The organism is Bacillus sp. GW823-FHT06A11, assembly GCF_058795355.1.
The window spans coordinates 179,605-195,460 of record NZ_JBXAHS010000009.1; the positions used below are offsets into that span (position 1 = coordinate 179,605).

At 30.8% G+C, this 15,856-nt stretch carries 13 protein-coding genes and 4 pseudogenes; 13 read left to right on the forward strand and 4 right to left on the reverse strand.

Translation table 11 applies throughout. The annotated features are described in order from the left end of the window. Nucleotides 1-3,344: 3,344 nt before the first annotated feature. The 3 genes and pseudogenes from AC1Q8L_RS27600 to AC1Q8L_RS27610 all read right to left on the reverse strand — a co-directional run. A pseudogene (locus AC1Q8L_RS27600) lies at nt 3,345-3,716 on the reverse strand (zinc ribbon domain-containing protein); the annotation flags it as partial. A 231-nt stretch (nt 3,717-3,947) separates the two neighbouring features. Further along, the gene (locus tag AC1Q8L_RS27605; RefSeq protein ID WP_000455689.1) at nt 3,948-4,502 is read right to left on the reverse strand and encodes a MerR family transcriptional regulator; all 555 of its coding nucleotides are present in this window, start codon (nt 4,500-4,502) and stop codon (nt 3,948-3,950) included. 1,490 nt (nt 4,503-5,992) lie between these two features. Then, nucleotides 5,993-6,961: a Replicase RepFR55 gene (locus AC1Q8L_RS27610; RefSeq protein WP_071714093.1), complete on the reverse strand. Its 969-nt coding sequence runs from the start codon at nt 6,959-6,961 to the stop codon at nt 5,993-5,995. 475 nt (nt 6,962-7,436) lie between these two features. On the opposite strand from AC1Q8L_RS27610, the gene AC1Q8L_RS27615 reads away from it, so the two are divergent. After that, nucleotides 7,437-8,588, forward strand: a complete 1,152-nt coding sequence (locus AC1Q8L_RS27615) for an AimR family lysis-lysogeny pheromone receptor (RefSeq protein WP_071714092.1) — start codon at nt 7,437-7,439, stop codon at nt 8,586-8,588. A 472-nt stretch (nt 8,589-9,060) separates the two neighbouring features. On the opposite strand, the gene AC1Q8L_RS27620 is transcribed toward AC1Q8L_RS27615, so the two are convergent. Then, nucleotides 9,061-9,444, reverse strand: a complete 384-nt coding sequence (locus AC1Q8L_RS27620; protein WP_000151002.1) for a helix-turn-helix domain-containing protein — start codon at nt 9,442-9,444, stop codon at nt 9,061-9,063. A gap of 147 nt (nt 9,445-9,591) precedes the next feature. Between AC1Q8L_RS27620 and AC1Q8L_RS27625 the strand changes: the two genes are divergently transcribed. The 12 genes and pseudogenes from AC1Q8L_RS27625 to AC1Q8L_RS27680 all read left to right on the forward strand — a co-directional run. Continuing rightward, nucleotides 9,592-9,801: a helix-turn-helix domain-containing protein gene (locus tag AC1Q8L_RS27625; RefSeq protein ID WP_071714091.1), complete on the forward strand. Its 210-nt coding sequence runs from the start codon at nt 9,592-9,594 to the stop codon at nt 9,799-9,801. Between the two features lie 103 nt (nt 9,802-9,904). Then, a pseudogene (locus AC1Q8L_RS27630) lies at nt 9,905-10,236 on the forward strand (adhesin); the annotation flags it as partial. A 158-nt stretch (nt 10,237-10,394) separates the two neighbouring features. After that, nucleotides 10,395-10,857 (forward strand): annotated as a pseudogene (locus AC1Q8L_RS27635) (type IV secretory system conjugative DNA transfer family protein). 50 nt (nt 10,858-10,907) lie between these two features. Then, entirely contained in the window at nt 10,908-11,477 is a 570-nt protein-coding gene (locus tag AC1Q8L_RS27640) for a TraM recognition domain-containing protein (protein WP_071714090.1), read from the forward strand. A gap of 103 nt (nt 11,478-11,580) precedes the next feature. Further along, nucleotides 11,581-11,829 carry a hypothetical protein gene (locus AC1Q8L_RS27645; RefSeq protein WP_000514061.1) on the forward strand — a complete coding sequence of 83 codons (249 nt, stop codon included), beginning with the start codon at nt 11,581-11,583 and terminating at the stop codon, nt 11,827-11,829. Between the two features lie 554 nt (nt 11,830-12,383). Beyond that, nucleotides 12,384-12,827, forward strand: coding sequence for a hypothetical protein (locus AC1Q8L_RS27650; RefSeq protein WP_097820988.1), 444 nt, complete (start codon nt 12,384-12,386; stop codon nt 12,825-12,827). 29 nt (nt 12,828-12,856) lie between these two features. Continuing rightward, nucleotides 12,857-13,081 (forward strand): hypothetical protein, encoded by a 225-nt coding sequence (locus AC1Q8L_RS27655; RefSeq protein ID WP_001018798.1) that lies wholly within the window; start codon nt 12,857-12,859, stop codon nt 13,079-13,081. A gap of 31 nt (nt 13,082-13,112) precedes the next feature. Next, nucleotides 13,113-13,421 (forward strand): hypothetical protein, encoded by a 309-nt coding sequence (locus AC1Q8L_RS27660; protein ID WP_000062187.1) that lies wholly within the window; start codon nt 13,113-13,115, stop codon nt 13,419-13,421. 129 nt (nt 13,422-13,550) lie between these two features. Next, nucleotides 13,551-13,700, forward strand: a complete 150-nt coding sequence (locus AC1Q8L_RS27665; RefSeq protein ID WP_176520634.1) for a hypothetical protein — start codon at nt 13,551-13,553, stop codon at nt 13,698-13,700. Between the two features lie 41 nt (nt 13,701-13,741). Next, nucleotides 13,742-13,978 carry a hypothetical protein gene (locus AC1Q8L_RS27670; RefSeq protein WP_098312136.1) on the forward strand — a complete coding sequence of 79 codons (237 nt, stop codon included), beginning with the start codon at nt 13,742-13,744 and terminating at the stop codon, nt 13,976-13,978. Between the two features lie 51 nt (nt 13,979-14,029). Beyond that, on the forward strand, nt 14,030-15,115 hold the full coding sequence (locus AC1Q8L_RS27675; RefSeq protein WP_098312135.1) for a hypothetical protein: 1,086 nt from the start codon (nt 14,030-14,032) through the stop codon (nt 15,113-15,115). Nucleotides 15,116-15,130: 15 nt separating this feature from the next. After that, nucleotides 15,131-15,856, forward strand: a pseudogene (locus AC1Q8L_RS27680) (hypothetical protein); the annotation flags it as partial.

A 15,856-nucleotide genomic window follows, 5' to 3' on the forward strand; every position in this document is an offset into this window, starting at 1 on the left:
GTTTTTGATGGATAGAGCAGAAGCTTCGGTAAAGAGATAATATGAGTGTAATTTAAAAGAATCTTCTTTTTTATATAAGGAGATTCAAGATAGAAATCTTAGTCCGGAGAGAAGTACGATGGATATAAGCATATGTTTTTTGAAATGAATTACTCTAGTCCAAACAAAATAAAATTCTACAAAAGAAACAAACGAACGGAAATATGGTTATAATAGATGATCAAACAAAAATAACTATAATCTATAGTGGAACGCTGTTTGTAAAGCCTATGAATTAGTACGACTGTTAGATGATACATAAAAGAATTAATGAAAATTGGTACTTCTGTTGAGAATGATGTGGGATTAGGAATTAAAGAAGTCTTTTTATTTATAAAAAAGCTAAATTTGTTCCAACAGTAGAAACTAGCTAATAAAAACAAAACGTATTCTTTTCAGAAGAACGAATGATACTTTGAACTGGCATATGTAGTCTAAAGAAGGCAATAATTTTTTGATGTATCTTAGATGTAATTTCAATAACGTTGGAGTCGAAGGCAAAATGTAATGAGGAGAAAGTTATAGTTATATCTAATCGCATGCTTTAGGCATTTATTTTAGAGGTTTTACGAATGAATTTTTCATTATTATGGCATATTCTATAATAGATATATTAATCAAGGATTAACTAAAAAAATAAATCAATTCATTTCTAGCTTTACAATATAATTATAAAGAAATAGAAAAATTTTATAATGGGATTTATGAGTGTAACGAAAGTTACTATCACACATTGAGGGTTTCATGAACGTTATAAAAACGGTCATGAAACCCTCAGAAAATATTTTTAACACTACTAACAATTTTTTGTATAGGATGTATTTAATATGAGAATACTATTTATGTGAAACTGTGACCTCTTAACAATATTGCGATCTATTTAATATATGAGATTACTGTTTTATCCTGTTTTTCATAATTTCGTCAAGTATGGGACGATAGTTTACAATTGCAATGAGTTTTCTGCAACCAACATCCTATCTTAAGAATTCATAAAAAGCAATATCTACAATTATATGATAACAAGCCAAGCATTTTGGCTTACGTCAATTGGCATACACCTACCACGTTCACATTTTTGAGGAAATAGTTCTTTGTCAGAGATTGATAAAATTTATGCAATAATTTTGAGAATGCTACTTTTAAGCAACTATGCTTTTAAATGATGTTACCAAATCGAAGATGTTATAAATTTAAATTATTAATCCTAACTATAATCTATAAAGGTTAAGTGAATATTTTAAGGTATCGGGATTCTTGGAGAATCTAAACGTTATCAAAGTGTTATTTTAGTGTTTATTTTCACGTGAACGCTATCCGTTATTTTACCGACTAATCCCTTAACTACAACGTTAGGAGTTATTTAAAGAGTGTTACACCTAACAGATGTATGAATAAATAAAATAAGGATTCATATGATGTTTTGTTCCATTTGAAAATGATAAAAATAAAATATATCTATACATAAATTAGTATTCTATATATTATTTAATTCTTATAATATAATATATTTTATAACTAGTACTAAATGTTATAAAAACAATTTCAACTAAATGAAGTAAAAATATATCGTATTAAATTCTTTAAACAGGGATCAACTTGCAAGAAGCAAAGCATAATCTTCCAAGGGCTTATTTCAAGAAATCCACTAATTTTAGCTGTGTTATAGATGTTCATGAGAGTTTCATTCTTATAACACACATTATGATAAAGGTATTAACACAAGTTTAAATCATAAGAAGGAAGTATTTTATTTATAAAGTATATGAATTACGAGAATAGCCACCTAACAAATAAGAAATGGAGTGTCTTTTTATTTAATAATCTTGCATCTCCAAACATCCTTACAGGCTGTTTGAGGCGCAAGATGTTTAATACTGTAGGAATAAAAAAATGAACGCTTACGAAACGTTAATTTAACGATTCGTAAAACGTGAACGCATAGCATTCACAAGGAATTCGGCACATTAATATTATACGTTTAGATATATTTATATCTAAACGTATAATGTGGCTTTAGGATAGATATGTCTTATTTAACAGTGTTGATAACGCGTATAAATTAGTAATAATGAACGCTGCGATGGTATGGTGCTTTTTTATCATTACAAATCTTAAGATGTATCCTAAGTTAATGTTAAGCTTAATATAACAAATACAATCTGATAAATTTATTAAAGTAGGCTGGAGATATATGAAGTATCTTTGGAATCCATAAGGCAGGACAAAGGGATAAGTAGTTGTGATTATGCTAAAATCTTTTTAACTTAAGTGTTATTGAGTGTTTTTTATGTGAACACTACCCGTTTTTTTGGCGTTTATCTCTTTAATATCAATATTCTGAGTTGTTTAAAGGATACAATATATGCTAAAGCAATATATAAAATCTGATAGGGCGTATCAATTAATAGTCCATAATAAAGCTGTATGTTTCTAAGTTGTACTAATTAATGAACGTTATAGTAACGACCCTGACTATGCTATATATGTCATAAAGTATTTTAAGCAAGTGGTATGAAATAAAGTGGTTGCTAAATTAAAAATAGTTGATGTTAGTAGACTATGTTCGAAGTATGATTACGGAAATATAGACATTAATTGGCGTGTTCTTTCTGTGGTACATATCTTATTAGCAAAGTTTTAAATTATAAGAGCGATAAGAATCGTCTAAGAGGCCTAGGAGCTATGTGATAGCGGCCTAACAAATTAAAGAATGGAAAATTTTCTGTGTTTAGTGTTTTGAACTTGAAACGATCTAAAAGGATATTAGATGGCAAGTATTTTAATACAATAAAAAAACGATATGAGCGCTTACAAAACGTTAATTTAACGTTTTGTAAATAATGAACGCATAGCGTTCATTAGAGATTCAGTGCATAAATATAGTAGTTTTCCTTTAAGGATGACATAATGTAACTTTAGAAGTAAAGATATGGCCTTTAATAATAGCGTTTATAACGCATAGGATTTAATAATAATGAATGCTGTGATTGATGACATTTATATGAAAAAATTTAGTCTGGCAAAATGAATTAAAGAAGACTAGAAAAAGCATGGAGTTTCCTATACAGGTTTATTATGTGGTTAAGAAAATAGAGGATTTGTCAATCTTCCCTAAAAATTGACAAAGTAAACACTTAACTAATTTTAGGACATAGGATTAACATGTTTTTATTTGCGATATAGAGAGTTTTTGGAATCCCTAAGAAAGGTCCAATAAGATATGTTAAGAAAAATATATTGGACAACTGAGTACTTAGTATCCTTGAGGTAATGGATACCTAAGTACAGAAGCCAAACGGTTTCTAATTCAGTAGGCTATCCCGATAGTTCTTACGTTTAGCTTCATTTCTAAGATTGAGCGCTGTGTTACGATCTCTATCATGACGTGTGCCACAATAAGGATAATCCTACTCACGAATGTTTAGATTTTCAGCATCTATGTTTTTATAGTTGCAATTGGAACATAATTGACTAGAAGCAAATGTTTTAGATATTACAACTAATTGTTCACTACACCACTTTACTTTATATTTCAACATTGTTTGAAATTGTGACCAAGACATGTAACTAATCGCTTTTACAAGCTTTCTATTTTTGAGCATACCACTGAATTATAAGTATTCTTTACCAATGACATGATGCTTTTTGATGATTTTAGTAGAAAGTTTATGTAATTAATCAACCCTTATAATAGCATCATGTATCACAGGCTATTTATTCTAGTTAGGATTAGTAACAAAAGTTGTAAAAAACTACACTCTTCGAAATTAAACAAGAAAAAACATATCATAGAAATTTTTTTACAAAACTACATATTCGTGTTGTAAGGATGAGCAAAAAAAAAACGGTAGCTACCGCTTTTTTTTGCTCAATTAGATATATTTGATAAAAAACGTATATCTGATTTAATTTAAATTAAATAAACGTTGAATGAACGTTTTTTTGGTGTTATCTTGCTGTTCTTGGCGATCTTCATTTAATAGTTCAATTGCTTTATCCAGTTTTTCTTGTAATAACTGAATCTGTAGATCTTTGTCTTCTTTTTCTGAGCGTTCCTGTAATAACAATTTAATGATATCTTGGTTTTGTTGTACAATTTTATCTTGTTGCTCAAGCATGTGAGAAAATTTTTCTTGAATCATCAAAATATCAGTTTCTGAACGTTTTCTGAGTGTTACTTGAACTTCATTTTCCTCATGAACGCTATCCGTTTTCTGAGCGTTCTCTTCAGTATTTTCCATGCTTCTTGTTGCAGCTTCTTCTAGTTTCCAGTTTTGATTTAAGTATTCTTTCATTTGCTTTAAGATATCTATATCATTCTCATAGTAAATTCGTTGATTACGCTCATTTCTTTCAAATATATATTCCATTTTTTCTAGTTCAATTGACCATCTGCGAAGTGTATTGGTGTTTATATCTAGTTGTTTTGCTACTTCTTGTGCAAAATATCCATATTCCAAACTTCACACCTCCATTATTTGTATGTTAGATATTGATTCGTTCTTGAAAAGATCTTTCCTTTAAGAGTAGAAATTTTTATAGGCAGCCATCTAATCATTTGTACTCATATCAGTTTGTTTGTATACATACTTATATATTAAGTCAGTCTATACATCTAGCGTTAATGTTTTTTCAATAATGAACGCTATTCGTTCTAATAGCGTTCATTGTTGGAAGTGAACAAGTATTTATACAACATTAATGTACATAGGAAACTATTTTAAAACTAACTATTAATATTAGAAGTTTGTTGCTGATATAAGAATTTTACTAGATATTTGCAACAGAATCAAAGCTTTCATTAATAGAATTAGCAATTAAGTACGGTTTTTTATAGTACATATGCCTAAAAAGCAAATAAAAAGCTTTTTTTATGTGAACGCTATGCGTTAAAGTAGCGTTTTATTGTTGTATAGAATCTTGCATAGGTGTTGTTTGAATTTTTAAAAGATGCTGATATTATTTGTTGGGTTTTGAATCTCGAACAGGGTTATTTTTACAAGTAAAAGTAATGAGGATATTGGGAGATGAAATATATTAATTAAATATTAAATAATTATAGCTAAAAAAATTTAATTTGAAGTTTCATTTGTATTAGTATGGACCAGATTTCTGAATAATATACATCATAAATTTGATATGAAATGTAGATGTGTATAGGAAGATGAAAAGGGGGGCAATAGATTTATCTAGACGTTTATTAATTTTACTAGTAATTAGGGTGAATGATTTCAAGATTCGTTAAGAGTAATAAAACAGATGTTAGAACAAAATGTAGACTGTACAATAGTTGAAGAGGGGGACGAAGACGCTTGTATAATGAAATCAGTTGTTAAGACAGTGCGTGAAATAAGCTATTATACCTTTTAAAGAGTGAAATCAATGAGTACGAAGATTTTAAAGACCATAGATAATTTAGAAAAAATTAATTCAATATTATTGATCAATTTTGATGAATAACAAAAGGCCACTGTATTGACATAACTGATAGAATCATATTTTAATCGATTGTTTAAAATATGATTTATGCCAAATTATATAAAAAATTAGGGAATCTTTTAGAAAATATGCTAAGCCTCCCTAAAAAGTTACAAATAGATGCAAAGTACTATATTTAATAAATCTTGTTTTAGAAATTAAAATAAATAAAAACATTAGAATTAATATTTGGGCCATAATGGTTATTGTATCAAGGTATTGGAGATTTTTACTTAGTAAATTTCTAAATAAATAGTTTAGTAAATAATAATTGAATATACTGGATTCATAAGGTTTAAATTTTATGGTTGAATTAAAAAGAAAAACTTATAGTACTTAAAAAATATAAATGATTTATGAATTATTTTATTGAAGACCAATAGGGTTATAAAGAACTATAGGAAGACATTACAAATAGCCTTGCTGTATATGTTTTTTTCAGCAAGGCTATTTGTAATTGGATTTTTTGATTTTAATCGTGCTCTTTTAAAAAATTATAGAAAACAAATGTATGACTATTAGTTTTATCTAAGAGTGAGCTTGTATTTTGTGCATTACGTATTCTACGTTCTTGATTCTGTTTAGATTTTTGATTAAACATTTTTATGAAATGTGCAGGATTACTGTTTTCAGCTTTATTAAACTGGAACCATTGCACACATTCTTCAAAATCCCATCTTGTGTAGCGATCAATATCCGGTGGCAATCTTAAAGCAATTGTATACGCATCATTTTCAGATAGGTATGTTAGCTCTTGACTCAAAATGTAGTAATACGCTCTTTTCTGATCTTCACTCAAATAATCATTTAAGTCTTGTAATCTATTATTTTTTCCTTGTTTCTCATGATTGACAGCAGGTTTTGATTGCTCTTCAATGCCGAAAAAATCTAAGGAAGGTGAAGGTTTAAAATTGTTTTTTTGCATAAATTCAAGATCTGTTACATCAGACTTTTTACTAATTTTGTTCTTTAAAAATCTAGTAAAAGTAGCACAAACATCAATTGCTACAGCCCATTTTATCTTGAAATATTCAACAATCTTTAAATAGTTATTATGTATTGTTAAGATGTAAACAGAGGGGGCGATCTTTCCATGCCGTCTTACCTTTATTTGTTGGCATACCCCTAAATCTTGCAGCCAATTAAAAATGTAATTAATAATAGGTTTTGAAATTCCAGATTTTTTGCTGATGTGTTCTTGTCTAACTTGACTATAGCCTTCTTGTACTAAATAAGATAAAACAGTCTCTAAAGCTTCGTATTTCCTTTTGGTAAGATAATCTTTTGTGGTAGCACCTTCACACTCTAGGACAATACTATCAATATAAGAAATTATTTTCTTAATTTCTTGATTGATAGATCCAGGAGTTTTAGATAAGTGATGAATGTGGGGACTTAGTTCCGCTTTTGCTCGACTAAGCAAAAAGTTTCGCAACAACACTGAAAAAACCTCCTATTTTTCCCACCGCAAATAAAAAGGAAAAACAGCGGTTTTATATTCACAATGTATATGCATTATGATATAATTTTAATATCAAGTATGATACTAAAGAGAAACACATATATTTATAGTGTGAATTAAAACCCTATCTTAGAAGTTTTAAATTGGTTCCGGTCGCCAAACTAGAAGCCAATTTGAAACTGGGCGGTGGGGTTTTATTTTTTTGTATCCTAAAAAACTTTCGTTCATAGGTAATTTATTTTTATTTTACAATTGTATGTACATAATATCAACACTCTAAGTTCATATTTGAAGAATAGGTGCAAAAATTGAAGTATTTCACATTTGTCTTCAATTAAATATCAGAATATTCAATTAACAATTGAGCAAGAAAAGTTTTCTAGGTACTGTGGTATAATTTTCTTACTTATATGTACGTTTCTGAATATTCGTGAAAAAGACGAGGTGAAAATACATGAAGAAGTTATCTAGGGAATTTGATAATTATTTATCTTCTAAAAACAAAACATATACTGATCTCGCAAGAGAAATTGGAGTTGCTAAATCTACTATCTCTAATTGGATTAACAGGGATAAAGAGATATCCGTATATACATTTGCAAAAATTGCCTATGTCATATTTGCAAATGATAAAGATAAACAAGAACAAAAAATAATAGATTATTTAGGTACTTTAGAGGATAGGTTAAACATAAATGTTAAAGTTGCATTTGCCATTGCTCATTTGAACGATCACGTATTATTAATTGAATATCTCGCTGGAATATGTAAAGAGAGCAAGGATGTAGAATTGAAACGATTTGCAGATATATTTAATTTATATATTGATCGTTTGAAAGGTAAAAATGTCAGAGAAGTGTACTTGAATATCCAAAAAGCTAGAAATTCTAATGTGGATGTAGAAATTTTCTGTGATATACTCAGTATGTTAATTCTTTGTGATTTAGGGGATTTTGGATTAATGCAAGGTTATAAGGAAAGAATCGAGAAGAATATTAGAGATGATAAATTAGTAACTAATATTTTCTTAAAGAGTTTATACGGATTTTGGGTTAAAGAACTTTGGAGTTATTCAATATTAAGAAAAAATAACTCTCTACAATTTGTAATAGAAAATGGTGAATTAAGAACATATAAGGATATTGAATTCTTCCCTGTTATGGAAGCTTTGTTGAACATTAGGAGCGGAGAAAACTATATGTTTTCTGACTATAAAAAATCTTTATATTTCTTTCGAGAAGCGTTAAATGTATTGAAAGGCGCGAAAGGGAGTTTAAAATACAATATAGCTCTAAATGATATTAACTTCATTAGAATCTTTTGGTGGAAAGATTTAAATAAAATTGATTTCGATAGATTACACCCAGCTGAATACGCTTTGTTTTTAATTAAAAAGGGAAGAAATCAACAAGCAATAAATATACTTGAAGAAATTAGATCAAAAAGAAAAATGTTAACACCACTTCAAACTTGTTACTTGGGAATGGCTAAACAAGATATACATTTAATTAAACAGTCTATTGATATGTTTAAAGTAAATAATGATTTTTTGTATGTAAAATTTGCAGAAGTAATATATGATAAATATGCAGAAAATATAATTTAGTTGTCAAGGGATGGTGAAAAAATGGTGAAAAAGTTATATGTATCAATAGTAGCCGCTATACTGTTATTAACCTTAGTGAATAGTTCACTAGGTAAAATGGAAACACAACAGTACTCCCAAAAAGCTAAAAGTTCTGGGAATCAGTATATGGTATATAGAATGATGGTCGATCCCGGTGGTGGTGGATAATTTTTCTGTATTTTATTTAAAATATATATTTTTACAAAAGACATCGTTTTGAACGGTGTCTTTTGTGATTTTATAAACTGTTTTATAAATCCTTAGACGGGGAATTGTGAAAAAAATGTGTTGTTTTTCACAATATAAAAGCAAAAAAGGGAGGGGCAACAATGGGAAGAATGGGATTAAGCGTAAATGAATTATTAGAGATTGTGAAAACAATTGATTTACAAACTTTTAGTGAAATTTTGGAGTTATGTGCGAGCTATGAACAAGAGGAATAGGAGATGCCCTATTCCTCTTGTTCAACTTGCGCTTTTAATTGACTAGCATATTTTAATAATTCCTCTTCAATACGGGGTTTATGTTTATCTGGTACACTCATGTATCGTTCATAGAGTAATCTGGCTAAACGCTCAACTGGATCTTCACCTTTAATACTTTTTAAGAGGTCTTCATCCGGAATTTCTTTTTTTAATAAAGAAGACACACTGACATTTAAATAAGTAGCAATTTCTTCTAATTTATTTAAGCGTGGTGTTTTTTCTCCAGTTTCCCAACTAGATACAGTTCTATATGTAGTATTTAAATCTTCAGCCATTTCTTTCCGACTTACTCCTTTTATAGCCCTTAATTTTTTTATATTTTTCCCCACAATATTTTTATCGATTGTCATTTTATTCATCACTCCAATTTTATAATTTTGCATAGTAACATAAGATTTCTAAAAAAATATATCAACACTAAGGGTGTATAAAATAAGAACTTAAAGTGTTGACTTTAGGCTCGAAGACTAATAAACTGTATATAGGGGGTGAGACACTTGACGATTTTAAGAGAATTTCGTGAATCAAAGGGTTATACAATTAATGAGGTTTCAAAAGGTTCTAAAATTCCAGTAAGTACTTTGTATGATATTGAGTCGGGTAGAAAGGGTTTAATTTCTAGTCGGGCAAAAAGTATATCGGATTTTTTGGGAGAACCAGTCGAAAAGCTTTTTTTGGCAACATATTATCGAGCAAAGTTGAAATGAATTATTTTCACGAAAAATAATTATACATTTATATTGTAAATGAACAATCTATAAAAGGTACAATTTTATAATTATTTTTTAAAATATAATTTCCGAATTCAATAAACATACAGTGAAGAATTAGAAGGAATCGACACCGCCTACACCACAGACACCACATCCACAAAAAACGGAGCAAATAGAAGCACCGTAATCACAGGTACCGACCAACCACAAGTAATCGGAAAACCTGTCATTCCACAATTAGAGAAATCACAACAGATTGTTATAAAACAACAATTAGAACAAAAACCAAAGAAAATCGAAATATTTCTTCCAATAACAGGAGATAAAGCCGGAAATCCATACATAAAATGGATTGGTATTGCATGTATCGTACTAGGTTTATTTGAAGTCGTATTTGCAAAAAGAAACCATAAAAAATTTCAATTGTGATATGAAATAATATGAAACTTATTTCAATGAAGTAGATGGAAATCCACTGAGCTTTACTATTGGGTTTCAAAATGCATGTATACTCGTAATGCCCATTTAGACAGTTGTTTTTTTGATAGGTAGCAAGATATAAGAAACCAAGAGGGAGGTGATATGAGATTTCAGAAATCTATGTCGATAAAATAGGGAATTTAGGGAAACTTGAGGAAGACGTTATGCGGTGCAAGGGTCCTTTGTTGCCTGAAGAATTAAAGCAAGCAATTTTGAATCGCTCAAACTGCAATCAAGCTGAAAGAAAGGTATGATTTCTGGATAGAATCCGCTACAAATTTATTGGCGGGAAGTATTTTGTATTTAAATCAATGACATGGAGATTTATACTATTCAGATTTAGAAAAGGTTAGGGATTAGGGAATTAGTACAACAAGCAAAAGAAAAAGATAACTTTCCTTTGGAGTTGAGGGAGTTATTGAAGAAAGATCATCCGGCCTATCAAATTATTAACGTGTTAGCGTTATCAGCAAAAAAACAAGGCAAGGCACATTCAATACACTTTTACGAATTTTAGATAAGCAGCAAGAAAAATATGAGAAATTCGAGAAACAGGGAGAGTATTTTTAGTTTCAGTACTAGTTATAAGTCGAAAATGAAATTAGGAAGGAGTGCAAAGTATGCTAGGTGTAGATAAGAAGTATACAAAAGTGATTAGAGCTTTAAAAGAACCGAATGAAAAGATTGCTGGTGTCATAAAAGCTCGTTTTGGAGCTTATAAATCGGTCATAGAAGATGTACAGGAAACAACCAATAATTTTATTTTTATTTTTGATCCAAAAGGCATCTTTTATGAAGATACCCATCACGAAAAACAAAAACAAGGGTATCACATCATCAAACATGATTTATTAACTGGTTATGAAACACTACAAATGGATTTAAAACATAAATCCGTTGTGTACATCAGTGTAGAAACGGAAATGAGTACGTATCAAGAGCGAGGAGAAGCATTATCTAATTTTCTTCAGTATCTAACAGAATGTAAGAATATAAGACCGATTCACCTGGTATTTCATCAATATGATTTGTACCCAATCCCTCATATGGAGCAGTTTTTAAAAGAAAGCGCAACATACCACATTCAGCATTCAATCGTAGTTGAATCTCAATCCGCATTACAACACATATACGGAAAAGAGGCAGCACAACGCATTATCACTTCGTACAACACAACAATCCTAGCATGATATGAAGCACTCGTTCACTATTTCATCCTATCTAGATGGCTAGAAAACTAGACAAGGGAGAAACGACTTTCTCCCTTCTTTATCAAAAATAGGAGGCGTTCATATGGGAAAAGAAAAAAGACTCACTTTTTATGATATTGCGGCATCACAAGCTCATAGTGTTAAAACTTTTGATGGAAAAACATACGAACTGAAAGGCACGATAGCAATTGAAAATAGCACAGGAAGCATTGAGAAGGTGGCTCAAATTTATTATCAAGTGCGCTCGGTTAGAGATGAACATCAAAATTTAATTGCTAAACGGAAAAATAAACATGCGGAATTAGTAGCTGTCAAACAAAAATGTAAATAAAAAAAGCGATTTTGAAGTGTGCTGAGAACATAGCACAAAGTAATTTGCTCTTTGACAATTTAGATATATATTGTGTACCTCTTCCTTTCAGTAATGATGTAGAAAGGTGAAATATACAATATATATGCGTGCCTCCCCTCAAAAGGTCACTAGAGGGGTTAGGTATACGATTATCGTTGGGTGAGTAAGATCGTAAAACTCATCTGTGACCACTGGGAAATGCATTGTATCAAAGACCTGTTTGTGTCAGTACTCGTGAGGAATATCCCATTTTGACATTCTGAAGAAGCGAGGAACATCACAACAGTAGATACATAAGGTTCTACGTTCACGCCAAAATACGTAGTGCGGTATTGGGCATATAGAAGCTAGGTCGGGATTAGTCTCTATACGCATGCCAATATAGGGTTCGTCATTCCAGCCATAAATGATATTTCCATTTTCTATCCCACTTTCCTATAAATGTTATAAAATAAAGACAGATGTTGAAGTTTAAATGTGTCTCATCACACTTCAAAATCGCTTATAAAAATATGACATAGGGAGGAACATGCATGAGTCGAAAAGGGTGGATCATTTCCGCTGTTGTTGGACTGTTAATTGCAATTGGTATTGGTTCAACATTTGTCTTTAGCTCGGGAAAAGGGGAAGTAATGGAACTTAGTCCGTTAGAAATGAAGAAGTTCATGAGTGATGATGGAACAGGTTTTGTTATGCTAACTTCTAACATGAGGCATAGTGAAGAGTGGATCTTTCTTGTAAAAAAAATAGCTAAAAAAGAAAAAATTGAAGTAAAAGGTTTAGATGAAAATCGTGACGATATTCCAAGTACAAGTAACCCTCATGATTGGGGATTATCGCAAAGAAGGGATACTCTTGCATATTATGAAAAAGGTAAGGTAAAAAAAGAGATTAAATTTACAATTGATAAACTTCCAGAACTTGAAAAAGAAGTTACCTATTTTGTTCAAAATTGCAAAGAGCAATATCAGAAGTAATCACATAATCATTGAAAGGTGGTGATACAGTGGCGATTACACAAAGGGAATTAAAAAAAGAAAAAGATATGGTAGCAAACCTATTAAGAGCCAATGGTCAGGATTATAACCATTGGCTTCATTTACATCATCAGAAATACATTGAAGAAAATCAAGATCTAGTAATGAAGGCTTTGCAAGCTTATAAAGCAACATCAACAGAAGTAAAGGAAGATAGCAAGGCGAATGAATCAAGTCAGCTTAGTAACGTATAAGCATTTAAAAATGAAAAGGGAGTGAATGTATATGTCAATGTTGGAAACATTATCTCAAATGTTAGTGTTAGGTGATGCGATGGACGGTCTAATTAATACAGGGAATTCATTTATTGCATGGATGCAAAGAGGGGCAATGGTTAGTACAGCGATTGTATTTTGCTGGGGCGCTTATCTATTAATTTGGGGCGGTGAACGAGGAAGACATAAATGTATTTGGTGGTTTCTTGGTGGAGCAGCCGGACTTGTTATCGTAATGGGATGCCAATACTTAGCAGAGAGCGTAAATAGCAATGTAAAATTTGGTCAAATCTTATTCCCGTTTTTCTGGATGAAATAGTGAAAAAATATAAATAAGGCAATGAGGAGGCTATGCAAAGGGTATGGCTTTTTTTGTTGCCTTTTTTTATTAGAATTTGAATTTTGTGGAAAACTAAAACGTTATTAAAACAAGAAAAGGGAGGTAGTTATGGAACCATTGATAACAGTTCCAAAGATGGATTGGATTCCAACAGAATTTTATTTTATATTGCCCATTTTTATATTGGTATTATCTCTTGTTTTAGGAATTTATAAACAGTATTCAACTAATAAAAGTAAACGAAATGAAAATAGTTAGTTTAATACAATTTGAATTTGATACAAAAAGGAGGCTGGATTATGGGGGTTATCGTACAGTCCTTTAAAGAGTTTTATAGTAATCCAGTAGGATTTTACTTGATCGTGACATTGATAGCTATGTTAGCATTTACGGTTTGTTATTTTATTTTCATGTGTATGGTGTCAACTGAGCGAGCTTTTGATTTTTTAGGAAGATTGTTAAGAGACCTTTTACCATTAGCGTTTTTATTTGCTGTCTTCCTTGTATTAGGTTCTTTTTTGTACTATGCATTTTGAGATCAATCGAAATGAAAGTAAATATAAATCAAATGTGAGAAAGGAGAAGCCATGTTTGTCATTTTTAAGAGTAGCAATGGAACTGAAATTGAGTCGGGTAAGCAATATTCGTTTCATGAAGCTTATATCTTAACGAAGCGATTAGAACGAGTTTATAGAGAGGCAGGGCGGCAAGAACATATTGATTTTGATTTGTTAGATGGTCATTCTAATGAAATTTATAACGGTACGTTATCGCTTGGTTCGAGATATGCAGATCACATTTTTGATCACATTTCTAAAAAAATGAATGTGATGCAATTAGATCCAGAACAAGAGGAACAAAAAAAGGAGCTGTTAGAAACGTTAGAAAGGGAAATCAATGATTCTCCCTTTCATGAAGAATATGAATATCAAGAAGAATCATCAGAAAGGAAGGAAGAATCCTCTTATAGTTCAGCGAATGAAGTAAAAACACTAGTAAAGCCTGGAAAGGAAAATAGAAAAGGATTCAAGATTATTGCGAGTGTCATAGGAAGCGTGGTGTTAATTGGAGCTGGTGCCATATTTGCCTTTAAGTTATTCTCTTCCGAACCAGTTTCGAGTGCAAATGCTGGCTCTGAACAATATGTAGTAAAAGGATTACAACAGGCAGCCATTCAGCAGTATGGAGAAGCCGTTAAATACTTCGATAAGGTCAATTACACAGAATTAGATAAAGATAGTCAGAAGGCAGTTCTATTTACTTATTTATTAAATGGAAAGGCAAATAAGGCATTACAATATGAACCGAAATTTGCAGAAAGTGTGGTTGCTTATTTTATTGGGATAGACAATATGAATAAAGTCAATGAAATTGATGTCAAAAATGATGTAATCGACTTTGAAAAAGCAGCACTTAATAAAAAATATGAGGAGGTAATTAAGCTTAAGGGGAAAGTCAATATGGACGGTAGACGTGAAAAACTCATTGTTGAGGCTTTTGTAAATCTAAAAAAATATGAAGATTGTTATTCCTTTGCTAAAACGCAAGGAAATAAAAATGTAATGAAAGAGGTCAAAGAATTAGAGAAACGAGATATTCAGCAGTCTACGATAAGTGAAGAGGAAAAGAAAGCTAAGATTGAAAAAATTGATAAAGATCTACAGAACATCTAAGGGGGAGAGAATAACATGCCTTTAAATTATGAGAATCTGTACAAAAAAATGGGAATTGTTTTTCTTGGTGGTTCATTGATATTAAGTACGACAGGTTGCAGTTGGTTTGGAAGTAAGGAATCATCAAAAAGTAAATCAGCTATTACAAAAAAAGTAGATAAGAATAAGCCGGAGGAAAAGAAAGAAGATCTGAACAAACAAGATTTTGAATCAATTACAGAGAATGCAATTCAAAGTAAGGATAATGAAGTTGCTTATGTACTCGAAGAGCTGGATAAATCAAAAATTAACTTTAAAGAAAAATCTATTGTAAGTAATCTTCAAAATGGGGATGATACTACTTCTCGTGTTCTAGCACTCTTTGATAAAGAAACGGTAGATAAATCAATTCAAGATACAGCAAAAGACAATGTGATTGCAGCTATTACGGATAATAAGCCACAAGTCACCGTGAATGGAGATCATTTTGCATTCGGTGATCAAAATATTGATTCTTCAGTAGCGAGTATAGGTGATATTCTTCCACCAGAGAAGAAACCAGATACAATTGTAAACACACCAATTATAACGGAGGGTGAGAATGGTAATACGGAAAATACAGAGCCAGAAAAACCAAAGCCACCAATAGAGCCGGAAAAACCAACAAATCCAGAGAAACCGACAGAGCCGGAAAAACCAACAAATCCAGAGAAACCGACAGAGCCGGAAAAACCAACAAATCCAGAGAAACCGACAGAGCCA